The sequence below is a fragment of the Laedolimicola ammoniilytica genome (assembly GCF_025567165.1).
GTDB classification, from domain to species: Bacteria; Bacillota; Clostridia; order Lachnospirales; family Lachnospiraceae; genus Laedolimicola; species Laedolimicola ammoniilytica.
On the sequence record NZ_JAOQKC010000002.1, the window covers coordinates 174,807 to 198,751 of the forward strand.

The window sequence follows — 23,945 nt, forward strand, 5'->3', positions numbered from 1 at the left end:
ATCAGAAGGCGCTGCCGTCTGTTCCGTTTTTCATATCTTTACACATCATACCATATGCACATACCTTTGTGAACCTGATAACATTTCTTCTGTTGTACCTTTCTTTTACTCTGCACGCTTTCCAACTCCCCCAAACCAGTTGACCCGCCTCCGCTTTTGCGCTATTCTATTTAAATAAGTATGGTTTTAAAAAAGAAAAAAGGTATTTCCTATTGTATGAAAATGATTTCGAACCGGAGGTTTTTATGTATACACTTTCCTTATTGCTGCTGACTCTGTTCAGCCTCTATATCGGCGTCTTCGCATTTTTCCGCTGGGACGCTTCTTTCCTGCGAAATATGAATCACGCGCCGGTACAGGCCCTGTTTATTCTGGCCTTCGCGGTGCTTCTGGCTGCGGCCCTGTTGCTGCTGCGGCGGCTCCTCAACCGGCTCTCCGAACGGAATCTGAAGCGGGCTGCACTCCTTCTTTTCCTGATTCTGGGGCTGGGACAGCTTCTGTTTCTCGCCGCTATCCGGCCGGTGCTGCGCTATGACCCCCTGAAAATCTTCGATATGGCTGTGGAAATGCTGCGGACCCATACCATCTCCGGCACTTATGAGACCGGCTACTTCGCCCGGTATACCAATAACTATCCCCTGACTATCCTGACCTACTGGTTTCTCCGGATCCTGTCCGGACTGGGCGTCCCGGAGACGGCCTTTATGACTGCAGTTCAGCTGGTCAATATTCTCTGCATCCTGGCGTCCGTGTGGATCGGATATCTGCTGATGAAGGAGCTGCGCGGAAGGCAAAACGCCGTCTTTTTCCTTGGCGTCTGTGCCCTCTGCCCCCTCTCCTACGTGTGGGCCGGATATTTCTACACCGCCAACTGCTCTATGCCTTTCCTGATGGGCATCCTGTATCTCTGGATCCGAATCCGGAAAAAGCTGACTGCGCCTGAACCCGCCGGGCTTCTGGGCTTCGTGACGGTCTTTGGCTTTAAGCTCCGGGCTACCGCGGCCATCGCCCTGATTGCCGCCCTGATCGACGGCGCACTGCTGCTCTGGCGCAGACGGAAGGAGGGGATGGCGGGACTCCTAGGCGAAGCCTTGCGCACGCTGGCCATTCCCTGCCTCACTTTTGCACTGACAGCCGCCCTGTCCCTCGGCTTCTTCTCCACAGCAGTTAAAACTTATGTAAACTTTGATTACAAAAATACCGGATTCCCGGCGATTCACTGGATCATGATGAGCGCCCGCTGGGACGGGGCTTTTGACCAGAATGATGAAAATTATACCGTAAGCTTCGAGACGAAAGAGGAAAAGGAAGCCGCCGATCTGGCGGTTCTGAAACAGCGCGTCCGGGAAGCCGGCCCTCTCGGCCTCGTGACCCTGGCCGGTCGGAAGCTTCTCAACACCTGGGTGGACGGCACTGACACCTACCAGGCCGAGAACAGCTATGCCCGCTATGGAAAGCTCTACGATTATCTGCTGGGCTATAAGAGCGGATTCCTGACCATCTACGCCCAGGCCTTCCGGGCCCTGCAGCTGCTGGTCATCGGTCTGGCTTCCTTCAGCGCATGGCGGAAGCTCCGACGCCGTGAAAAGATGCCCGGACTTTTTCTTGTGCAGCTCACGCTGCTGGGCGGTATGGCCTTCCACCTCCTCTGGGAGACGAACCCGCTGTACAGCATCGGCTTTACGTATCTATGTCTGATGCTGCTGGCGGACGGCCTGACGGAATTTGCGAAAGCGCTTCCTGAGTATACGCTGTCCGGCCGTCTCTGGCTGGCTCCGGCCGCAGGTACGGTTCTGCTGGCGCTGCTTCTGGTCCTGGCCAAAAAAGAGCTGGTGGATACGCCCATTGAGGCTTCCGACTATGCCATCGACCAGTATCAGTACGCGGGCGGCTATGACGGCTGCGTGATTTCCTACGACCAGACTTATACACAGACTTTTACCACCGACAAGCCCTTTAACCGGATCTCCATCCGGGCTGTCAACACGGTGGGTGACTACAACCAGTCGGCCTTCTGTGTGCGTCTCACTGACGACCAGGGACAGGTGGTTTATGAAAATGACCGCTTTCTGTCCGGTCTGGTGACTCGAAGCGCCCTCTATGAGTTCCAGCTGGGAGAAATCCTGCCGGACGGACCGACCACCTACACCTTTGAAATCTGGCCCGGCTATATCGAAGGGGAAAACAGTCTGGAGTTTCTCTCCTATAATACCGGCAACTGCGACCTCTATCCGGGCGGCACTCTGACCGTGGCCGGTGAGGAGCAGCCCAAGGGGGATCTGGCATTTGCAGTGTACGAATACAGGGTGACGACTTATTTCAGTTTGAAGCAGTATCTGGTGCTATGCGCCGGGATGATGGCGATGGCTATCGGGATCACATTGCTTAGTTGGAAAAAGGGCGTCTAAAACGGACGATCAAAAAAGGAACTTTCCTATGGAAAGCTCCTTTTTCGACCGTCCGGCCTCACTTACCTAACAATAAATATCCTGCATTTTCGTGCAAAATTTCCACATCCTGCAATTTTTCCATATTCTGCTCATAATCCAGTCGGTCCACATAAAGAACCGCTCTGCCATTCTCACTCAGGAACGCCTCGATTCCTCCCTCCTCGCAGTGGAAATCTCCGCTGATCTCAGCCTCGAACAGCATATTCTGATCCCAGGTGCCGATGTCTGCCGGATCTTCGCCCGAGACATAGATGTAGGCTTTCCCTCCGGCCCAGGCAGAATCACGGTCTGCACTCTCTTCGATGAACATCAGGAAAGGATCTCCATGGGCCCCACGGATCACATGGAAATACGCGTTTTTCATATAGAAGCCCACAAGCAGGACGCTGACCGCTGCGGCAGTTATCCCCACCACTGTGGTAAAATTCTTCTTTTTTCCACCTATCGCCGCTGCTTTATCCACTTCCTGTGTCGTCTCTTCCCCTGTCAGGGGCAGCCGCATCAGTCCCCCCAGAAGCCACGCGGTTCCCAGCGCCAGCGGCACCGTGCAGGGATAGCAGTACCAGATAAGCTTCGTTCCGATGGCCGAAAACGCCAGGAACGGAAGCAGAAACCACAGGAGCAGACCGCCTCCCTGCTCCAGCACTTCCCGGTTCCACGCCTTTTTCTTCCACATCCACAACAGACCGCCCAGGATTCCGACTGTGCAGATCAGCAGCTGCCAGTGATAGATAAAGCCGCCGTCTCCAAATACCGTGTCATAGTAGAAGGAAAACGGAAACTGATGTCCCTCAAAATTCGAGCTTCCGGTCCGGGCCAGCAAATCAGTCTCTATCATACTCTTCAGGAAGAAAAAGCCGTCCCTGGTAAAGCGCCAGCCAAACCACAGCATCAGTGGCGCAAACACGGAGAGCAGGAACCCGGCCCACTCCTTCTTTCGGAATCTGCGAAGCTCTCCGGTACCCAGAAGATAGATGCCGCCCACGGCCATGATCATACCCGCATGCCAGCTCTTGGTCAGAAATGCCAGGGAGAAGGCCAGACCGCAGCCATAGACGTATTTATGATTCTTTTTTACCAGAAACATGGCCAGAACCGCCACTGTAAAGAATAGAAGATACAAGCTATCCGCATCCCCGGCCCGGGCCAGATGTGCCGACAGGGGCCGCTCATTGGCGCAGAAGAAGCCCAGTACCAGCAGGGACGCCTCCCTGCTCCACCGCTTCGCGAACAGGGCGCAGAGCACGCCGGCCAGCAGATAGGCCAGCGCCGAGAAGAACCGCAGTCCCCACACACTGTAGCCGAAGAGCCGAAAGCCCAGCACGATGGCCCAGTAGCTGATGGAGGGCTTCAGGTTCCAGTCGTCCACCTGGTAATTGTAAGTGTGCCGGATATAATCTCCGTTCTGGATCATTTCATAGGCATTGACCCCGTGACGTGCTTCGTCCCAGGAATCCACGTATTTCACATCCAGACAGCGGAAGCAGTAGAAAGCCAGCACCAGCACGCCTACCGCAAAAAAGAACCCGTAATATTTTTCAAAAAAGCGGAGCAAAGCCCTGTAGATCTTTCCCGCAATCGCCATAGTATCCTCCTGTCACGTCCTATCTGGGAAGCTGCTGCGGCAGAGTTCCGCAGTATACGCTGTACATGACCTCGGCAAACTGCTCATAGCCCGCGTCATCCGGGTGAAGCGCGTCCCCCTGATCGAAATTGGCGTCGCTGTTGTGCATCAGTCCCAGCGGGATCAGCGTCACGCCTTTCATGTGACCGAACTTCTTCGCCATAGCCTTCATCAGATCCATGATACGCCTGTCCGAACGGTTCTTGAATTCGCCGGGCAAAAACGCAGTTCCATCCTGCTTCACCATTTTTCCGATAGTCTCCTGATCGCCCCAGTAGATGGTATTGACCAGATAGATGGGAATCTCCTTGTCATGGCGGCGGATATTGTCCACCATCTGGGCAATGGCGTTCACCGTGTCGGAAGGGTCGTCCTTCAGCCCGTTGGTTCCCAGGAAAATCTGAATCACGTCCGGATCCTTGCCTGTATACAGCTTATAATACTTCCAGTCGAACATTTCCTGCACCGGATCATAAAAAGGCTGAACGCCCTCGCTCACGCCATCGGAGGAATATTCCGTAGGCTCCAGATAATCCTGGGCCGAGAATCCGCTTCGTCCTTCGTGACTGTACCGTGTCCAGCCTCTTGTTCCCGTAAATGTGATCTGCTCTCCGGACAGATGGTAGATGGTGCGATACCACTCCCGCCCGTCCGAAAGGCTGTCTCCCATATTCATAATCGAGTATTCGCCCTCCAGACGCTCCACTACATGAAGCGTACTCTTCAGGGTCATCAGTTCATTTACATTATAGTCAAATACTGTCAGGGTCAGGGAATAATCACCCACCTGCTCCTCTTTTCCGGTGATTGAAAACCGATCCTCCAGATTTTCGCCCACCTGGCAGTCCCAGTTGCAGGCATAGCCAGACCTTAAGCCCGACCATACCACCTCATCGTTGTACAGCTCGACGGTACTGCCCACGGCCACGTACACGTCCTCCGGCAGATAGGCCTCGATCTGTGGTTTATATTTTTTCAGTTCCACCTGAAGCACGATATTCCAGATCAGCAGTCCCAGAACCAGAACTGCCGGAATCAGGAACAACAGCTTTTTCTTACCTTTCATACCGCTCAACATTTGTCTCCTTACAGATAAAGATCGGTCTGTGCTTGGTCTCCATATAGGTCTTGGCCAGATACTCGCCTAGAATTCCGATGCAGAACAGCTGAATTCCTCCCAGGAAGATGATGATACAAGTCATGGAGGGCCAGCCGGATACGGGATCCCCGTACATGACAGTCCGGACAATGATAAAGCACAGGGCCAGGAATGCCACCACGCAGAAGAAGACGCCCAGAAAGGCAGCCATCACCAGGGGCGCCGTCGTAAAGCCCACGATTCCCTCGATGCTGTAGATCAGAAGCTTCCAGAAGGACCACTTGGTCTCCCCGGCGCTCCGCTCCACATTTTCATACTCTAACCACTTGGTATTAAAACCTACCCAGCCGAACAAACCCTTGGAAAATCGGTTATACTCTCCTAACCGCAGCAACTCATCCACAAACTGCCTGGTCATCAACCGATAATCCCGGGCTCCATCCACGATATCAGTCTTGGACAGCCGGTGCATCAATGCGTAAAAGCGTCTCGCAAAGAAGGAACGGATGGGCGGCTCGCCCTTTCTCGTCACCCGGCGGGTCGCCACGCTGTCATAATCCTCTGTGGTAATAATCCGGTACATTTCCGGCAGAAGACCCGGCGGATCCTGCAGATCCACATCCATGATGGCCACATAATCGCCGTCCGCATAGGACAGGCCTGCGTACATGGCCGCCTCTTTTCCGAAGTTCCGGGAAAAGCTCACATATTTGACGTGATCATCCAGTTCCGCCAGCCGCTTCATTTCCGACAGGCTTGCGTCCTTCGAACCGTCATTGACAAACAGAACTTCCAGCCGCGCCTCCGGCATTTCCGCTGCAGTCTTCATAATTGCGTCATAAAAGATGGGAATCGCTTCCTGCTCGTTGTAGCAGGGAACAATAATTGAAATCTTGTCCATAGCTAGTTCTCTTTTTCTTTCTCCTCGTCATCAAAACCGCGAATCCGGTCAATCAGGAAGGGCGGACGGTTCCGCGCCGCGTCAAAGGCTCTCCAGATATATTCGCCCAGAATTCCCAGCATCACCATGGTCACACCGAAGGAAAACAGCATCAGCACCATCATAGAAGTCCAGCCGGGCACGTCCTCCACGCCGGTCAGCCGTTGTACCATCAGGAAAATGGCCCAAATCACAGCTCCCACTGCATAGACGCCGCCCAGTCCCGTCATAAAGCGCACCGGGAAATAAGAGAAGCTCATCATGGAATCCACAACCAGCTTGATTTTCTTCGACAGAGTCCACCGGGACTCGCCGATCTCCCGGGCCTTCCGGTGGAAATAGACCTTCTCGGTCTTAAAGCCCACCCAGAGCACCTGCAGGGTCAGTGCGGAATTCTTCTCATCCAGCATCAGCAACACTTCGATGACCTGGCGATCCAGAAGGTAGCAGTCGAAACCGCCCTTCGGCATATTTTTCATAATCAGCTTGCGGGTGATGGTATAATACAGGTTCGCGAAGAACTTCTGGATGGCTCCCTCGTCCCGGTCGGCACGCACGGCCAGAACCACCTTGTTGCCCTCTTTCCATTTCTCATACAGATCCAGGATCAGCTCGGAATCCTCCTGCAGATCGGCCTGCTTGGTCACGGCGCAGTCGCCGGTACAGACGGAAAGTCCTGCCAGAATGGCAGAATGCTCGCCGAAATTCCGGGACAGCTTCACCAGACGCACCTTGCTGTCCATGTCGCGGATCTGATTCATGATTTCCCAGGAATTATCTCCGGATCCATCGTCCACGAATACGATCTCGTAGTCCTCCAGCTTGTGCAGAATTTTCTCTTTCATGTCCTCGTAGAGGAGCATCAGGGTGTCGGAGTTCCAGTATACCGGAACTATAATGGAAAGTTTGCTCATCGTCTGCGGGTTCCTCCCACTTCTTTGATAAATTCATCGTAATCACGGATATACTCGTGGCCGTCATAATGGGTATTCGCCAGTACCAGCAGCACGGAATCCTCGCTGAAATCATACATATCCTTCCAGACCATGGTGGGCAGATACAGACCCATACGGGGACGGTTCAGCTCAATGATCTCCTCCTCGAAACCATTGTCCACGCGCACCTTGCTGGAACCGCTCACATTGATAAGCACGAACTCGGAATTGCGGTTGGCGTGCTGCCCCCGGACCACCTGGCTGTCGGAACCGTAGATGTAGAAGACACGCTTGATTTCAAAGGGAATATCCTGCGCTCCCTCTACGACCACCAGCTTTCCGCGCTCATCGCCCAGATCACCGAACTCCAGAATTTTATACTGATCTTTGATATTCATATTATTTCTCCCAGATATTTCTATTTAAAATGCATTGATTGCGTCGATGACGTAAGACTGCTCTTCCTCGGTCATGCCGTTGTACATGGGCAGGGAAAGTACCTGTGCCGCATACTGCTCGGTGATGGGGAAATCGCCCTTCTTATGACCCAGATACTGATAAGCCTCGGACAGGTGGGGCGGAATCGGGTAATGGATAATCGTTCCGATCTCCTTCTCCTCCAGATACTTCTTCAGCTCGTCCCGCTGCTCGCTGCGGACTACGAACTGATGCCATACGGCGGTGGCTCCCTCCTGTACCTCCGGAAGAATCAGCTTGTCGTTCTGAATCTCACTCAGATACCGGGCTGCGATCTGACAGCGCTCCTCCTCGCATTCCTCCACATGGCGCAAACGCACACGCAGGAGTCCTGCCTGAAGCTCGTCCAGACGGGAGTTTGCTCCGACTACTTTATTATAATAGCGCTTCTCACTTCCGTAATTGCGGAATACGCGGAAATCCTGTGCCAAAGCCTCATCTTTTACGACCACTCCGCCGCCGTCGCCGAAGGCGCCGATGTTCTTGGAGGGATAAAAGGAAAAACAGCCCACATCTCCGAAGGTTCCTGTCATCTGGCCGTCGAAGCAGGCTCCATGGGACTGGGCGCAGTCCTCCACCAGCTTCAGGTTGTATTTCTCCGTCAGCTTCTTAATCTCGGCCATATTGGATGCCTGACCATAGAGGTGTACCACCAGAATTGCCTTGGTGCGTTCGGTAATCTTCTCCTCGATCCTGGATACGTCGATATTATAATACTTGTTCGGCTCTACGAAAATCGGAGTCGCGCCGTTCATGGTGATACCCATGACGCTGGCAATGTAGGTATTGCCCTGGACGATGACCTCGTCGCCCTTGCCGATGCCAAGCAGGCGGAAGGCGATCCACAGGGCGTCCAGGCCGCTGGCCAGACCCACGCAGTAGTTGCCGCCAGTGTAGGCTGCGTACTCCTCCTCAAAGCTCTTTACTTCATTGCCCAGCACATACCAGCCGGAGCGAAGCACCTCCAGAGCCTTTGACTCATATTCTTCCTGATGGCGGAAGAAACCTCTATCCATACGGTTTGCCATAATCTTCATGTTACAGCCGCCTCACTTTCTATCTTCTGCAGAGTTCTCCATTTAAAACACATTACTCGTATTTATCATCATAACACGCAGAGAAATATTCGTCAATCGGCTTTCCCTCTGCTTTCACCAGCAGTCTGGTCAGCTGCTCCGCGCCGCTGCCGTTCAGGTGATCCACGTCAATGTAGTTCTCCGCGGTCAGATCTAGATATTTCCTTTTTGTCAGGTTGAAATCCAGATATTCCACGCCGTACCGATCCGCCAGCTCCTGCACGTACACATGGGCCGGATCGTAGGGGCCGATGGCCTCCAGATACTGATCCAGACTGGGCGCCGTCACAAACACCAGACGGATTCCTTTCTTTCTGCAGAAATCCACGATTTTTTCTATATAAGAGACAGGATACGCCGTATCCAGCTTCATGTCATCGGCCACTTTTCCGAAATTGTCCCACCAGGTAATGGCCTCCGCATCCAGCTTGGCATCCGACCACACGAAGCCCCGGCCTGCGTACCGATCCGCTTCCACCGTCACCGGCGCGTAGCTGCGGTAGCCTTCTGTCTGCTTTTTCTCCAGATTTTCCTTCAGATAAGCCAGATCGCCAAGCTGCTGCCAGTTGCGCCGGAAGGGAAAGAAGCGGTTCGTGTAATTTTTCGCCTCCGTGGTGGTCAGCAGGAAAGACAGCTTATTCCGGGAAGGCCGCATATAATCGGAAATGATGTTGGCCTGCACCAAATCCCGGTCTTCAGAATCCATGAACAGGAATTTATAGTGCATGTCCAGGTAGACCGTCTTCAGGTCGTACAGTCGGGCCGCCTCCCGCAGCAGATAGTAGGAGGTGTCGTAGTTTTGAGAGGAAGATCCCAGGTTATACGCAGTCTCTCCGGTCAGTTCTTCGTAGAGGGCCGGATCATAGGCCCGGTAACAATGGGAACTGCCCAGAAATAAGGTGTCCACCTCTTCGCCTGCGTCGGCGCGCTCGTAGAGTTCGTGCATGGTGAGTCTCGTGTAACTCTGGCTGTCGTCTGTCAGGAGGTAGTTGCAGAGCTTCACCAGGCCCAGGAGCAGAAACATAACTGCTGCTGCCATTAAGAGCCATCTAAGCAGGAAATATTTTTTTGTTTTCATGGGCTCTGAAGCCTCCTTTCTGAGCAGATAATCAATACAGACATTCAGCCGCGCCAATTCGCATGGCCCTGTGTAACTGAACTGTTCAAATACGGAGTTCGGCCGCGCCATTCGCAAAACCGCTCCTACGGAGCTCTCCGCTGCTTCGCAGCTCATTTTTGCTCATTACCCGGCGCTCATCTCATGCTTCTGTATAGCAGGATTCTTATGCAAGCATAAAATCCTGCCACACAGAAGCATGGCCGAACTGTTGCCTAAAACTGTGTATACAAAAATCCACTGGTGTCATAAGCTGCGCCATAGACTCCGAAAATCAACACCGCGCCTATCAATGCCGTATAAATCAGACATCTTACTACCGCATTCCGTTCCAGAATCCAGCCCCGGAACGCAAAACCCTTTTCGTTCAGCACATCCTTCGCGCTCACTACCAGAATGCCCAGCACCAGCAGGATCCACTCAAAGCTGCCAAGCTGCATGCCTGCAAAATCCTGTAAACGGAAATTCGTGAGAATCACCAGCAGCATTCCCTTTAAATCGCCCAGGGAATTCACCCGGAACACCATCCAGGTGGCGTCTATGAACAGAAACATCAGAAGTCGCTTTATCCACCGTGGCAGCTTCCAGTTCCTGATATCGAAAATCTGTCCCACGCCATGGAGCAGTCCCCACAGCAGGAAATGAACGCCGGTTCCATGCCAGATACCGCTGACTCCGAAAGTAATCAGGATATTCACTGCTCTCCGGAAACGTCCTTTCCGGCTGCCGCCCAGCGGAATGTAAACGTAATCCCGAAGCCAGCTGCTTAAAGAAAGATGCCATCTACGCCAGAAGTCCTGCACCGAATCCGCCTGATAGGGCCGCTTAAAGTTCGCCAGCAGGTCGAAGCCCAGCATCCCTGCAATACCCCGGGCCATATCTGTGTAGCCTGCGAAATCGCAGTAGATCTGGAAAGCGTAAAGCACGGTCACCAGAATGATCTCCACACCGCCAAAGGCTCCGAACTGGCTGTACACCGCATTGACCGGAATCGCGATGCGGTCCGCAATTAACAGCTTCTCACATAAGCCCCAGAGCAGTAACAGGGCGCTTCGCCGGATACGCTCGGGATCCCGCGCCGAAAGTGTCTCAATGTTCTGGATCTGCCGGAGCAGATTGCCGCTGCGCTCAATGGGACCCTGCACCAGCTTGGGAAAGAAGGCCTGGAACAGGGCGAAATTCAGGAGATTGTGCTCGGCCTGTATGGTTCCGCAATAGACATCAGCTAAATACCCGATGGCCTGAAAGGTATAGAACGACAGGCCGACAGGCAGGGCGATATTGCTTCGGTTGTATTTGAAGAAGCAGAGGGCCGCCACATGCAATATGATGACAGCTACAAAAACAGCGGCTGCCGGACCGTGACTTTTCGCTCCTGCACTCGTTTTTAATCCCGTTTCAGAAACCTGTTTTGAATCCAGGCGCTTTATATTCCCATTATTTTCCAGCGTCATTCCTGCCGCCCAGGTCACCCCTGTGGATCCAATCAGCACCGCCAGATACTTTATCCCAAAGGTGCCTAAAAATCCATAGCTGGCCACAAGCAGCCACACCGCCCGGAGCCGTCCGGGAAGCAGCAGATATACAAGCCATACGATTGGAAAGAAGCCCAGAAAGGCCAGTGAAGTAAATCCCATAGTACCCTCCGTTGATATTACAGGTTCATTCTGCTCTAAGCGCCGTTTATTCCTTCGCTTTTCCGAAAAACCGGCCGTCCGCAGGCCATTTTCCATAGAGCAGGAAGTCCAGCAGACGAATCCGCTTCGTGACTGCGATAATCGCCGCGGTGATGGCGCTCATGGCGATAAAGGACGCTGTCACGAACAGGAACCAGCCCGCGGAATACTGCGCGTACACCTCTCCCCGGTTCAGCACCGTGGCGAAGTGGAAATGCACCACATAAATCTCCAGGGTATAGCCTCCCACCCAGGCCAGAAACTTCTTAAACCGGTTCGGGCCACACCTCGTCAGCAGCCAGCAGACTGCCGCGCAGCCCAGGAACGACGCAAGAATCTGCCGTCCCAGCAGTATCAGAGTGCTTACATCCTGCAGATCCAGCAGAACCGCCATGGCAAGAAGTCCGATGAGTGCCAGCGCGCCGCCAGCGTTTTTCATCATTTCCGGCAAGTTTCTCAGACGTTCCTTCTGTTCTCCGGCCAGATAGCCCACCAGATAGAAAGGCAGATAGAGCCGGGTCAGTCCCGGGCTTAAGAATTCCACGCCCAGCAGAGTCTCCAACACGACCACCGCCGTCATTCCCAGATAAACTGCCCAGAACATCATTTTCCCACACAAAGCACCAAATCGGCGTCCTGCTGCCGCGCCCGCCAGCTCCGCCGTGTAGACCATCAGGGTCAAAATAAACAGCGTCATCAAAAACCAGAGCCCCTTATCCAGCCCGAATAAAGTCTCGACAATATTCGACACCGGATGTAGGGGATGCTGCAGGATAATCCAGAAAAGGAACGGCGTCAGGTAGCTGAGCGCCCGTTTTTTCACCTTCGCGCCGTACTCGGAAAGGGTTGAAATTTTCCGTCCCATTCCGCACAAATAGCCGCTGACCAGAATGAACAGCGGCATTTGAATGACTTTTATTACATCGTAGATAATTCCGTCTTCCATATGGTTCCACACCAGGACGTGCCCCGCCATCACCAGCAGGATGGCGGCGCCCTTGATGGCGTCTATGGTAAGACTGCGGGATTTCTGACTCATATAGTTATATTCCTCGTAACTGTCCAGTACCTGAACAGTTACTATTCCTCGTTCATCTTTGCCAGCTTTGCTGCCTGGTCGGCTGCGATGCAGGCGTCGATAATCTCCTGGATATCTCCGTTCATGATCTTATCCAGCTTGTACAGGGTCAGGCCGATGCGGTGGTCGGTCACGCGGCCCTGGGGAAAATTATAGGTACGAATCTTCTCGGAACGGTCTCCCGTACCGATCTGGCTTCTTCGGGCCTCGGCCTCGGCGTCGTGGGCCTTCTGGCACTCGATATCGTACAGCTTGGCACGCAGCAATGCGAATGCCTTCGCCTTGTTCTGCAGCTGAGACTTCTCGGTCTGGCTGTACACCACGATTCCGGTGGGGTAATGAGTCAGACGCACCGCGGAGTCGGTGGTATTGACACACTGTCCACCGTTACCGGACGCACGCATGACATCGATACGGATATCCTTCTCGTCGATCTGTACGTCCACTTCCTCTGCCTCCGGCATGACTGCTACGGTAATGGTGGAGGTGTGAATTCTTCCGCCGGACTCGGTCTCAGGCACACGCTGTACACGATGTACGCCGGACTCATATTTCATCACGGAGTACGCGCCCTGGCCGTTGATCATAAAGGTCACGCTCTTCATACCGCCGATGCCGATCTCGTCGGCCTCCATCAGCTCCACCTTCCAGCGGCGGCTCTCCGCGTAATGCACATACATCCGGTAGATCTCAGCCGCGAACAGGGCAGCCTCGTCTCCGCCTGCGCCCGCGCGGATCTCTACGATAACGTTCTTGTCATCGTTGGGGTCTTTCGGCAGAAGCAGAATCTTCAGTGTGTGCTCCAGCTCCTCGATGCGGGCCTTTGCGTCGTTCAGCTCTTCTTTGAGCATCTCGCGCATTTCCTCATCGTTCTCTTCCTCGAGCATCATGAGACTCTCTTCCACGGTTTCTTTGCATTTTTTGTATTCCTTGTAAGCATCGACGATGGGCTGCAGATCGCTCTGCTCCTTCATCAGCTTCCGGAAACGCTCCTGGTCACTGACCACGTTCGGCTCGTTCAGCTCGTTCATGATATCCTCGTAACGCAGAAGCAGGTCGTCCAACTTGTCAAACATGCTTGTTCCTCCATTAAAACTCTTTATCTGTAATATCCTTCTACGACCCGGTCAAGTCCCGCCAGGTCCTTCACTACCTTTACATCTGAGAAGCCCTGCTCCCGCAGAAGCTCCGACACGCTCTCTCCCTGATCCCAGCCGATTTCCAGGAAAAGGCCGCCGCCTGCGCGCAGATGCTTCGGCGCTTCTTCGGCAATCTTCCGGTAAAAATACAGCCCGTCCTCGTGGCCGTCCAGCGCCATATAGGGCTCATGGAGCCGCACCTCGTCCATCAGGGTCTCGATTTCCTCCCGCTTAATATAAGGAGGATTGGACACGATCACATCGAAAGCGCCCTCTATCTTATCAAACAAATCGCTTTCGATCAGCTCCGCTTTCACGCCAAGCCGCTCCCGGTTCTGAGCCGCCACCTTTAAGGCTTCCGGAGATAAATCCGCGCCTGTGCCCTCTGCGCCCGCTCTCAGGTGCAGGAGGCTTAAAAGAATACAGCCAGAGCCGGTACACAGATCCAAAAAACTCATTCCGTCTTTCAGAAATTTCGCGGTCTCCTCCACCAGCACTTCGGTGTCCTGTCTCGGGATCAGTACGTGCTCATTGACATAGAAGGAAAGTCCCATAAATTCCTGTTCGCCGGTGATCTGCTGCAGCGGAATCCGCCGTTCCCTTTGATTAAGCGTCTGTCGGTACTGTTCTTCCTGTTCCGGGGAAATAGCTTCTTCCGGCCAGGCCAGGTAGTGGCTGCGGTTCACGCCCGTACACCACTCCAGCAGGTACCAGGCGTCCAGATCCGCGTCGGGTACCTGTGCCTCGGTTAGTCTGTCCTTACCAAGCTTCCATGCTTCCCGGAGCGTCATTCTTTTCCCTCCAGAATATCTCCCACGTCTTTCGGCTCCTCAGCCGCGGGCTCTGTAGACTCATCAGAAGCTTCTTCTGCGTCCTCCTCCAGAATCTCTTCCAGATCTCCGGCATTAAGCTGTGCCTCCTCAGCCTCGTCTACGACCTCGGTCTCAGTCTCCAGGGGCTCTCTGCCCTGCCATGCGCGCCAGTCAAAGACAGCCTCCACGGCGGCGATGGCCACCTCGATCATGCCGTCGTCCGGCTCCCTGGTGGTCAGACCCTGCATCCACATACCGGGACGGCTCAATGCCAGCACCAGCTTATTCTCGCTTCTTCCGGCCAGGCGGATGAACTCATAGGAGACGCCCGCAATCACCGGTACCAGCGCGATACGGAATACCACACGGAGAATCGGGGATTCCACGCGGATAAAGATAAAGAAGATAATGCTGACTACCATGACAATCAGCATAAAGCTGGTTCCGCAACGCTTGTGCTCCCTGGAGCTGTTCCGCACATTTTCCACATTGAGCTCCAGACCGTGCTCCACACAGTTGATGCACTTGTGCTCCGCGCCGTGGTACTGGAACACCCGCTGAATATCCTTCATCCGGGAAATCAGCAGAATGTAGCCGATGAAGAGCAGCAAACGAATGGCTCCCTCGATCAGCGCCAGAATCGTGTCGGACACAATGACCTTTCGGAGCAGCGCCGCCGCGAAATAGGGCAGAATCATGAAGATCGCCACCGCCATCACGATGGAAAATGCCACCGTCAGGCCCATCACGACTTTCTCCGCCTTCTCGCCGAACAGCTTATCCACCATGATGTCGGCCTTGGACGGCTGGGCCTCCTCCTCGTCGTAAAAGCTTGCAGAAAAGGTCAGGCATTTCATACCCAGCACCAGGGAATCCACAAAACTGATGACGCCGCGCACGATGGGAAGCCGTTTCAGCTTTTTATTGCCGATGCCCTCGTAGGTGCTTAAGTGTACTTCGATCTCTCCGTCCGGCTTTCGCACGCCCACGGAATAGACATCCTGATTTTTCATCATGATGCCCTCCAGAACCGCCTGTCCGCCAATTCCTGAATATCTTGTTGTACTCATGCGTACTTTTTCCTCCATATATATATCGGAATTTCCTGCTGTATGCAAAACGGGATGAGATTTTCCAACCTCACCCCGTGCTTACACATCATAATATTATTTTGTAATACCGTACTTACGATTGAATTTATCAATACGTCCACGAGCTGCAGCAGCCTTCTGCTGACCTGTGTAGAATGAGTGGCACTTGGAGCAGATTTCTACGTGGATGTCCTTCTTTGTAGAACCTGTTACGAATGTGTTGCCGCAGTTGCAGGTTACGGTTGCCTGATAATACTCCGGATGGATTCCTTCCTTCATGATTTTCACCTCTTCAAATTTATTTTGTGAACTTCTGGTTGCTGTTTCCCGGCCAATGCTGTTCCGCTGATTCCGCAGCAAGATATCCCGGGCTATCCCTGCAAGTCCCTGCAGTTGAGCTGAGCGCACATATTTCTATACATACAACAGCTTCTAGATTATAACACAGGCTTGGCTCGATTACAAGCGGAAAGATCCTATTTTTGAAAATAATTTTGGATCGGCGAAAGGCTTTCTCCGAAACTTTATCACTCTTTTTACTGTAAAACTCTCCATCGGCAATTCCTTGCAGACACTTTATAACAGAAAAATCCTGCGGACTGATCATCTCATTCGTCCGCAGGATTCCATCTGTCACTTCTATTATAGAAGTTTTTTATTTTAAGCTGCCTCGGTACCTTTCTTCTTCTTAAAAAGCTCCTTGCCCGAAGTGTATACAATAATCACGCCCAGCAGCATCAGAAGAATCGCCAGCACAAGCTGCAGTCCCTCCACCATGAACACGCCGGTTCCGGCGGAAAATGCCTTAACCATAGCGACAGCTCTCTGTACCAGCGCCGTGAAGGTTACACAGAGCATCACGATAAGGGGCGGAAACAGGGTCCGGTTTTCCCGGCCTGTTACCTTCAGGAATACACAGAGGGTAATCAGTACCAGGGCGCTTAAGAGCTGGTTCGCGCTGCCGAACAGCGGCCAGATATTCGCGTAACCGATCTGGGTCAGGACGTAGCCAATCAGCAGGGTCACGACGGTGGAGAAATATTTATTGCAGAGCAGCTTTCTCCAGCCCTCCGCATGCTCCATGTCGTCTACACTGAACAGCTCCTGGAAGGACATACGTCCAATACGGGCTACAGCATCCAGACTGGTCAGAGCCAGGGCGGATACGCACATGGTCATGAAGCACTGAGCCACATAGACCGGCAGGCCGAACATTTCCAGGAATCCGGCTACGCCGTTGGAGAAAATCTGGAACGGGGTACCCACTGCGGCGGTTCCGTCAGCGGAGGCTGCAGCGCCTGCCACGCAGAGGGCCAGGACTGCCAGAAGGCTTTCCAGAACCATAGCGCCATAACCTACCTTTACCATATCCTTCTCATTTTCGATAGTCTTGGATGAGGTTCCCGAGGATACCAGGCTGTGGAAGCCGGATACTGCGCCGCAGGCTACGGTGACGAACAGGATCGGGAACAGGTTGCCCAGCTTCTCATTCTGGAAACCGGTGTAAACCGGAAGGTTCATGTTCGGATGCGCTACCAGAAGTCCGGCTACCGCGCCAAGAATCATGCCCACGAACATGAAGGTAGTCATATAGTCACGGGGCTGCTTCATCAGCCACATGGGCAATACAGACGCCAGGAAAATATAAGCGAAAGTCACATACAGCCATGCGCTCTTGCCGGCTACCAGCGGCAGGTTCATGCCGAGAGCCAGGGAAGCGAAGGTGAACAGAAGTCCTAAGACAACCTCTTTCCAGCCGTCCAGGTTGAACTTCTTCTGAAGAAGTCCGAAGACTACCGCAAAGCCCATGAAGAACAGGGAAATGCTTCCGGCTGCGCCGTTGACATTGGCCAGCTCTGCAAGAACCGTTGTGCCTTCTTCCGTGACGGTGTAGGCATTAAAGGTTCCGGCTACCATGTCGGCGAAGGCTGCGATAACGATCAGGGTGAACAGCCAGCAGAACAGCAGGAACAGCTTCCGTCCGGTCTTGCCGATGTATTTCTCAATCAGCAGTCCCATGGACTTTCCTTCATTCTTCACGCTGGCGTACAGGGCTCCGAAGTCGGTGACGGCTCCGAAAAAGATGCCGCCGATGAGAATCCAGAGCAGTACCGGAAGCCAGCCAAAGGCTGCCGCCTGGATAGCTCCGGTCACAGGGCCTGCGCCCGCGATGGATGAAAACTGGTGGGCGAATACCACCCAGCCGTTGGTGGGAACATAGTCCTGACCATCCTCTTTGGTTACTGCCGGGGTCTTAGCCTTGGGATCGATGCCCCATTTCTTCGCCAGCCAGCGGCCGTATAAGGTGTAGCCTGCCAGCAGACACACCGCTGCGATTACTACGATAACAAGCGTGTTCATAATTTTCTCCTCCTCGATGTCTTTTATGTTTACGTCTTTGGTTTCGCCTGTCTCATCATCAAATCATCTTATGAATCCAAAAAAGCCTTCGTCTTCTCAGATTTCTCTGAAGAAGACGAAGGCTTTCAAATCCTCCGCGTTACCACTTCTCTTGCTGACTCGATCGCTGTCAGCCTCTCAGTCACGTCCTCGAGCTCGTCCGGTCTCTTTTGTATCCCGGCTGCTTCCCGATTGAACATGCGCCCCGATAACGGCGGGCTCCCGGTTCCGACTACTTCTTGTGATATTTTCATCTGAACTGCTTGCAGGGGATGAACTTTTTTCCTGCCTGTCGCCTCACACCACCCGGCGGCTCTCTGAAAAGCATTGTGAAAAAAATCCGCGTCCTGTTCATTGCATTTGACTTATGAAACAGTATGCTTGCATTATAGTCCTCTTTTTTCAAAAGTCAAGAGAGAATTTTTAAAAAATGTTGTACTTTTTCCGGTACAAATTTTTAAATAAACTTGTTCTTTTTCACTGTCTGCACGAACTCCGCGTTGTTCTTGGTGCGGGCGAACATGTTCAGAATGTTCTCCACGGCCTCCTCGGGCTTCAGTCCGTTCAGGCCCTTGCGGATAATGTCCATGGCCTCCAGCTCCTCGCCGGTCAACAGCAGATCCTCGCGGCGGGTACCGGACTTGGGAATGTCGATGGCCGGGAATACGCGCTTCTCCTGGAGCTTCCGGTTCAGTACCAGCTCCATGTTGCCGGTTCCCTTGAATTCCTCGTAAATGACATCGTCCATCTTGCTTCCAGTTTCTACCAGTGCCGTTGCAAGAATGGTCAGGCTGCCGCCCTCTCGCATATTGCGGGCCGCGCCGAAGAAACGCTTGGGCATATGCAGGGCCGCCGGATCAAGACCGCCGGACAGGGTACGGCCGCTGGGCGGAACGGTCAGGTTGTAGGCCCGGGCCAGACGGGTGATACTGTCCAGCAGAATCACTACGTCTTTGCCACTCTCCACAAGACGTTTCGCACGCTCGATGACCATTTCTGCTACGCGCTTATGATGCTCCGGAAGCTCATCGAAGGTGGAGTGAATGACCTCCACGTTCGGTCCCTCGATGGCCTCCTTGATATCCGTCACCTCCTCGGGGCGTTCGTCGATCAGCAGGATCAGAAGCTGCATATCAGGGTGATTCCGGGTCACGGACTTGGCCACATCCTTCAGAAGAGTAGTCTTACCAGCTTTCGGCGGAGACACGATCATGCCTCGCTGTCCTTTCCCGATGGGGGAAATCAGATCGACAATCCGCATGGCGGTGCTTCCGCCCGGACGTTCCAGATGGACGCGCTGGTTCGGGAAAATCGGAGTCAAATCTTCGAAATTCCGTCTTCTGGCCGCCTCCTCGGGACGCAGGCCATTCACGGTCTTTAAGTACAGAAGCGCCGCGAATTTCTCTGTCTGGGCGCGGACTTTTATGTTGCCGCAGAGGATGTCGCCTGTCTTCAGGTTGTATCTGCGGATCAGGGCCGGATTGATGTAGATGTCATTTTCACCGGGCAGATAATTGTCGCTTCGGATGAAGCCATAGCCGTCTGCCAGCACCTCCAGGATGCCGTTGGCCATCTGGCCGCTGTCCAGGTTCGTAGGCTGCTCCTGCTGGGGCTGCGCCGCAGTCTGGGTCTGGGAAGACACGTTTCGATCGTAGGCAGGACGTTCGTAACTGCGCTGTTCGTAACGCTCAGTACGTTCCGGCCGCTCATAGCGGTCGTTCCGCTCATTTCTCTCGTATCGGTCATTTCTTTCATAACGGTCATTCCGATCGCTGCGCTCATTGCGTTCTGTGCGTTCGTAACGGTTCGGACGCTCACTGCGCTCTGCGCGTTCTGTTCTCTCCACACGTTCTGCCCGCTCCCGCTGCTCTCTCTGCTCCTGGCGCTGTTCGTAGCGCTCCTGGCGTTCCTTCTGATACTTCTCCGTCTGGGCTATCTGATCCTGGCGGCTCACTTCCTCATCTTTTTCCAGCATCCGTGTGATCAGATCACTTTTTTTCAGCGTGGAAGTTCCTTTCATTCCTCTGGTTTTTGCGATCGCCTTCAGCTGTGCCAGCGGCAATGATTCATATTGTTCTCTGGTCATTCCCTGTCCTCCTCATTCTTTGCCTGTCAACTCTGTAATTTAAAATACGCAAACTTCTGCATTTTTTCTCATTGGGAAGCCCGCCCGGATATGTGGCGGATTGGAACTTTGGACTTATTATACCTGATTTTCCATAAATATGCAAACGTATTTTTACTTCACAATCCGCCAAAGTAATGCTAAAATAAGAGAAATTAAAACAGGATGGTGTCGATTGTGATAAAAAAACTGATTTTGCCCGTCTATCTGTGGGCGCACCGGCTGATGATAAAAGTCTGCTGGAATATTTTCATACATTTTCCACTGGATCGAAAGAAAGTGGTCTTCAGTAATTTCAACGGCGGCGGCTACGGCGACAATCCCAAGTTTATCGCCCAGGAATTTCTGCGGCGGAATCTGGACTGGAAGCTTTACTGGGTGGCGGAAGGCCACTACGATCTCCCCGCCGGCCTCACGCCTGTGCGCCCCAACACGGTGGCTTTCGTCTGGCATATGGCCACGGCCGGAACCTGGATCGACGATACCCGGAAGCTCTATTATTATAAAAAGCGGCCCGGTCAGTTCTATATTCAGACCTGGCACGGAGGCCTGGGGCTGAAGAAGGTGGAAAAGGACTGCGAAGAAGCTCTTTCCAAAGAGTATGTCGCTTTCGCGAAGGAAGATTCACTGCACACGGATCTCCTGCTGGCCTGCTGCCGCTGGGAGAGCGAATCTTACCGGGAGGCCTTCTGGTACGACGGCCCGATTCTGGAAAAGGGCATTCCGAAAAATGATATTTACTTTGAAGATCCTGCGCCTTATATCCGAAAGGTACATCAGCATTTCGGCCTGCCTGAGGGCACCAGGCTGGCGCTCTACGCTCCCACCTACCGGGACAGCCGCAAGACCGATATGTACAACCTGGATTACAACCAGCTTCTGACCGCCCTTAAGAAGCGCTTCGGCGGCAGCTGGGCCGTTCTGGTGCGGATGCATCCCAACGTCAGCTACAAGGATTACCCTCTGACCTACACGGATCGCATTCTGAACGCCAGTCCCTATGAAAATATGCAGGAGCTCCTGGTGGCCTCCGATATCATCATCAGTGATTACTCCGGCTGTGCCTTCGATTTTCCCATGATCGGCAAGCCCGGCTTTCTCTACGCCGAGGATTACGAGGAAATGAAGCGCACCAAGGACTACTATTTCCAGCTGGAAGATCTGCCCTTTACGCTGGCCCTTACGAATGAGCAGCTTATGGAGCAGATCAAACAGTTCGATGAGGATGATTATCAGAAGAAGTGTAAGGAATTCTGCGATATGCTGGGCTTCTATGATGACGGGCATGCGTCAGCGACGGTGGTAGATTTGATTCTTGCGAAAATGAAATAAATTTTTATACCAAGCGAAAACAGGAAGGAATCCACACATGTGAATTTCTTCCTGTTTTCTGTTTCCTCTTTCCTATATTTCTACATAATCCAGCATCAACGCCAATGCAATCCGAAGTCCATTCTCCAGACTGGAAAGCTCAATCCACTCTTCCCGCGTATGCGCCAGCGCGCCTCTCACGGTTCCTACCGTATTCGCCACGATTCCCAGTGAAAGCGGCACATTACTATCGGTAGAATAAGCCGCAAAATCAATCGGATCCTGATACCAGGTTTCAATGACATCCACCGTATGCTCTGTAAACGCCTTCAGCGCGTCCGCGTCCACCGGTCCGTTACCCGGCCGCACGCCTAAAAGCTCCACCTCGATCTCGCCGCCGCGTCCCCGCACCGACTCCACTGCCGCATCAAGCCGCTTTTCCATCTCCTCCAGACACTTCTGGGAGGTAGACCGGAATTCATACAGCATATACGCCTCCTGGGCGATGGAATTGACCGTCGTACCGCCCTCCATGCGTCCGATATTGTAGGTGGTAAAAGCGTCCCCATCCTTCGGCGCTTCAATCTTATAGAGCCGCTCCGTCAGATCACAGAGAATCTCCAGCGCGTTCGGATCACCGAAATTGATATAGGAATGACCGCCCCGGGTCTTACAGGTGATACGATATCGGTAAGAACCCACTGCACAGCTGCAGCACTGGGGTTCATAGCCGTCAAAGGAATAAAAAGCCTTGATCTTCGATCCATAGGTGGCAAATAGTGCCTTCGTGCCATCCAGATTGCCCAGACCCTCCTCGCAGGCATTTGCCACAAAGAGAATGCCGCACTTCGGCTTCAGCTCATGATTCATCAGATACTTTGCGCCCATCATCAGATTCACCAGATTGCTGGTATCATCGCCGATGCCTGGCGCGAAAAGCTTTCCGTCCTCCTCCTTAAGAGGCAGCTCTGTAGTATCCGGGAACACGATATCCGTATGCGCTGCGAAGACCACCAGCTCCTCCGCATCCGGGTCGCCCAGTCTGCAGATCACATTCTTCGCGTCATCAATATGCACATCCTCCGCGCCCTGCTTCTGAAACCAGTCCCTGCAGAATGCCGCCCGCATATCCTCCTGATGAGAGGGGGCCGGAATCACACCCAAAGTTTTTAAGAGTTCCTTCTGCTCAGACGCTGCTTCAGCGGCATACTGTTCCGCCAGTTCTTTGATTTTCTCGTTCATAAGTCTTCTCCTTTTCCTAAACCCCTTATTTTAAAAAACCGGGTAAATGGTCATCACCCAGAATACACTTACCAGTGTAATGACGATAAACGGAACCCAGCCCATTTTCACCAGTTGCTTTATGGTATAGTTACCAGCGCCCATCACCTGCGGTACAGTCGGAGTCGCCAGCGGGGTAAAGAACGCTGTCATGGAAGCGATCATGCAGAGCATGATAGGTCCAACCGGGTTCGCGCCCATGGATTTGCAGATCATGATGTACAGTGGCACAAAAATGGAATAAATTCCCAGATTTAACATGAACTGTGTCAGGACAAACGGTACCAGGAAAAAAATAAATCCCGCGATGTAGTTATTGTGTACGCTTAAAATAATGCCGGACAGATGATTTCCAATCATATCCGCCACTCCGGTTCCGGACAGTGCGGTTCCGATGGCCAGAGCGCCTACGAAAAGCAGTACCATACTGATATTCATGGACTCAATCAGCTCTTTCTTGGTCATGATACCGGACGCCGCGATCACCAATGCGCCGATAAAGGCCACCTGCCAGGCCTTCAGACCGATCTGGTTGGAGAACAGCAGTCCCAGAAGAACGCAGACAAAGGTTGCGTAGCCGATAAACTCGCGAACCGGGCTCAGCTTTTCCTGCTCCTTCTGCTCCTTCACCTGAAACTCGGACTCCATCTCGTTGTCTGGCGCGAAACGTGGTACCACAAAGATGGCCAGCAGAAGAATTGCAATCATGGTCGGCGCTTTGGCGTACATGATGTCCATGATGCTCATGTTGTAGGTGGTATACTCATATGCCTCCAGGAAGCCCTGAATACGCGCCATCTCACTGACAGAAGCGCTGAAGGGCAGGGTAATAACGGTACCGATCGCTGTGATGCCCAGAGAAAACATCATCTTGGACGGAGCGATTTTCATCTCCTTACAGACACCGTAGGCCAGCGGAAATACCACGCTGAAGCAGGCCGCTGAGCTGGGGATGAACTGCGCCAAAATACAGGTCAGAATCACGTAGCCCGCCAGAACCTTGGTAAAGGACCCTTTACTGATGCGGCAGATAAACGCGGAAATTTTCTTTACCATCTGGGTACGGTTCAGACCGGCAGATACCACGAACATACTCGCCATCAGGATAGCGCTGGAATTAGCAAAGCAACTAAGCGCGTCGTTGGGGTCCATGCAACCTGTGACCATCAGTGCTGCGACGCTGATCAGAGAGATGACGGCCATGGATACGCGGCTGCTCAGGAACGCGTAGGCCAGGAGCGTCAGGATGAAAATGATCAGACAGATTGTCATTTGATTCATAACAGTTTCCTCCTATAAATGTATTTTTAGATA

General features: G+C 53.1%; 19 protein-coding genes and 1 other annotated feature. Of the genes, 2 read left to right on the forward strand and 17 right to left on the reverse strand.

What is annotated here, in order from left to right; all coding sequences use genetic code 11:
- Positions 1-245 precede the first annotated feature (245 nt).
- Positions 246-2,408: a glycosyltransferase family 39 protein gene (locus tag OCV63_RS02225; protein WP_158361793.1), complete on the forward strand. Its 2,163-nt coding sequence runs from the start codon at positions 246-248 to the stop codon at positions 2,406-2,408.
- Positions 2,409-2,466: 58 nt separating this feature from the next.
- Here the strand turns inward: OCV63_RS02225 and OCV63_RS02230 are convergent, their stop codons facing one another.
- The 15 genes from OCV63_RS02230 to rho all read right to left on the reverse strand — a co-directional run bounded on the left by OCV63_RS02230 (position 2,467) and on the right by rho (position 20,000).
- Positions 2,467-4,035 carry an ArnT family glycosyltransferase gene (locus OCV63_RS02230; protein ID WP_158361794.1) on the reverse strand — a complete coding sequence of 523 codons (1,569 nt, stop codon included), beginning with the start codon at positions 4,033-4,035 and terminating at the stop codon, positions 2,467-2,469.
- A 19-nt stretch (positions 4,036-4,054) separates the two neighbouring features.
- Positions 4,055-5,140: an SGNH/GDSL hydrolase family protein gene (locus tag OCV63_RS02235; RefSeq protein ID WP_262670608.1), complete on the reverse strand. Its 1,086-nt coding sequence runs from the start codon at positions 5,138-5,140 to the stop codon at positions 4,055-4,057.
- The gene (locus OCV63_RS02240; RefSeq protein WP_158361796.1) at positions 5,130-6,074 is read right to left on the reverse strand and encodes a glycosyltransferase family 2 protein; all 945 of its coding nucleotides are present in this window, start codon (positions 6,072-6,074) and stop codon (positions 5,130-5,132) included. The genes OCV63_RS02235 and OCV63_RS02240 overlap by 11 nt, the downstream gene beginning before the upstream one ends.
- 2 nt (positions 6,075-6,076) lie before the next feature.
- Entirely contained in the window at positions 6,077-7,027 is a 951-nt protein-coding gene (locus tag OCV63_RS02245) for a glycosyltransferase family 2 protein (RefSeq protein ID WP_158361797.1), read from the reverse strand.
- Entirely contained in the window at positions 7,024-7,446 is a 423-nt protein-coding gene (locus OCV63_RS02250) for a sugar 3,4-ketoisomerase (protein WP_158361798.1), read from the reverse strand. The genes OCV63_RS02245 and OCV63_RS02250 overlap by 4 nt, the downstream gene beginning before the upstream one ends.
- Positions 7,447-7,470: 24 nt before the next feature.
- Entirely contained in the window at positions 7,471-8,562 is a 1,092-nt protein-coding gene (locus OCV63_RS02255) for a DegT/DnrJ/EryC1/StrS family aminotransferase (protein ID WP_158361799.1), read from the reverse strand.
- 52 nt (positions 8,563-8,614) lie between these two features.
- The gene (locus tag OCV63_RS02260; protein WP_158361800.1) at positions 8,615-9,679 is read right to left on the reverse strand and encodes a hypothetical protein; all 1,065 of its coding nucleotides are present in this window, start codon (positions 9,677-9,679) and stop codon (positions 8,615-8,617) included.
- Between the two features lie 254 nt (positions 9,680-9,933).
- Positions 9,934-11,355 (reverse strand): MBOAT family O-acyltransferase, encoded by a 1,422-nt coding sequence (locus tag OCV63_RS02265; RefSeq protein ID WP_262670600.1) that lies wholly within the window; start codon positions 11,353-11,355, stop codon positions 9,934-9,936.
- 46 nt (positions 11,356-11,401) lie between these two features.
- The gene (locus OCV63_RS02270) at positions 11,402-12,433 is read right to left on the reverse strand and encodes an acyltransferase family protein (RefSeq protein WP_158361802.1); all 1,032 of its coding nucleotides are present in this window, start codon (positions 12,431-12,433) and stop codon (positions 11,402-11,404) included.
- A 41-nt stretch (positions 12,434-12,474) separates the two neighbouring features.
- Positions 12,475-13,548, reverse strand: coding sequence for a peptide chain release factor 1 (gene prfA / locus OCV63_RS02275; RefSeq protein ID WP_158361803.1), 1,074 nt, complete (start codon positions 13,546-13,548; stop codon positions 12,475-12,477).
- Between the two features lie 23 nt (positions 13,549-13,571).
- Positions 13,572-14,402, reverse strand: a complete 831-nt coding sequence (gene prmC, locus OCV63_RS02280) for a peptide chain release factor N(5)-glutamine methyltransferase (protein ID WP_158361804.1) — start codon at positions 14,400-14,402, stop codon at positions 13,572-13,574.
- The gene (locus OCV63_RS02285) at positions 14,399-15,511 is read right to left on the reverse strand and encodes a DUF1385 domain-containing protein (protein ID WP_262670601.1); all 1,113 of its coding nucleotides are present in this window, start codon (positions 15,509-15,511) and stop codon (positions 14,399-14,401) included. Before OCV63_RS02285 ends, prmC begins: the two co-directional genes overlap by 4 nt.
- Positions 15,512-15,589: 78 nt before the next feature.
- On the reverse strand, positions 15,590-15,793 hold the full coding sequence (gene rpmE / locus OCV63_RS02290) for a 50S ribosomal protein L31 (RefSeq protein ID WP_178038777.1): 204 nt from the start codon (positions 15,791-15,793) through the stop codon (positions 15,590-15,592).
- A 381-nt stretch (positions 15,794-16,174) separates the two neighbouring features.
- Positions 16,175-17,875, reverse strand: a complete 1,701-nt coding sequence (locus OCV63_RS02295; RefSeq protein ID WP_158361806.1) for a carbon starvation CstA family protein — start codon at positions 17,873-17,875, stop codon at positions 16,175-16,177.
- A gap of 108 nt (positions 17,876-17,983) precedes the next feature.
- Positions 17,984-18,278 (reverse strand) — a binding site (T-box leader).
- Between the two features lie 93 nt (positions 18,279-18,371).
- Complete coding sequence (rho, locus tag OCV63_RS02300; protein ID WP_158361807.1) at positions 18,372-20,000, reverse strand: transcription termination factor Rho; 1,629 nt, start codon at positions 19,998-20,000, stop codon at positions 18,372-18,374.
- A gap of 216 nt (positions 20,001-20,216) precedes the next feature.
- On the opposite strand from rho, the gene OCV63_RS02305 reads away from it, so the two are divergent.
- Positions 20,217-21,371 carry a CDP-glycerol glycerophosphotransferase family protein gene (locus OCV63_RS02305; RefSeq protein WP_262670602.1) on the forward strand — a complete coding sequence of 385 codons (1,155 nt, stop codon included), beginning with the start codon at positions 20,217-20,219 and terminating at the stop codon, positions 21,369-21,371.
- A gap of 72 nt (positions 21,372-21,443) precedes the next feature.
- On the opposite strand, the gene OCV63_RS02310 is transcribed toward OCV63_RS02305, so the two are convergent.
- Positions 21,444-22,592 (reverse strand): M20/M25/M40 family metallo-hydrolase, encoded by a 1,149-nt coding sequence (locus OCV63_RS02310; RefSeq protein WP_158361809.1) that lies wholly within the window; start codon positions 22,590-22,592, stop codon positions 21,444-21,446.
- 30 nt (positions 22,593-22,622) lie between these two features.
- Entirely contained in the window at positions 22,623-23,912 is a 1,290-nt protein-coding gene (locus OCV63_RS02315) for an SLC13 family permease (RefSeq protein WP_158361810.1), read from the reverse strand.
- Positions 23,913-23,945: the final 33 nt, after the last annotated feature.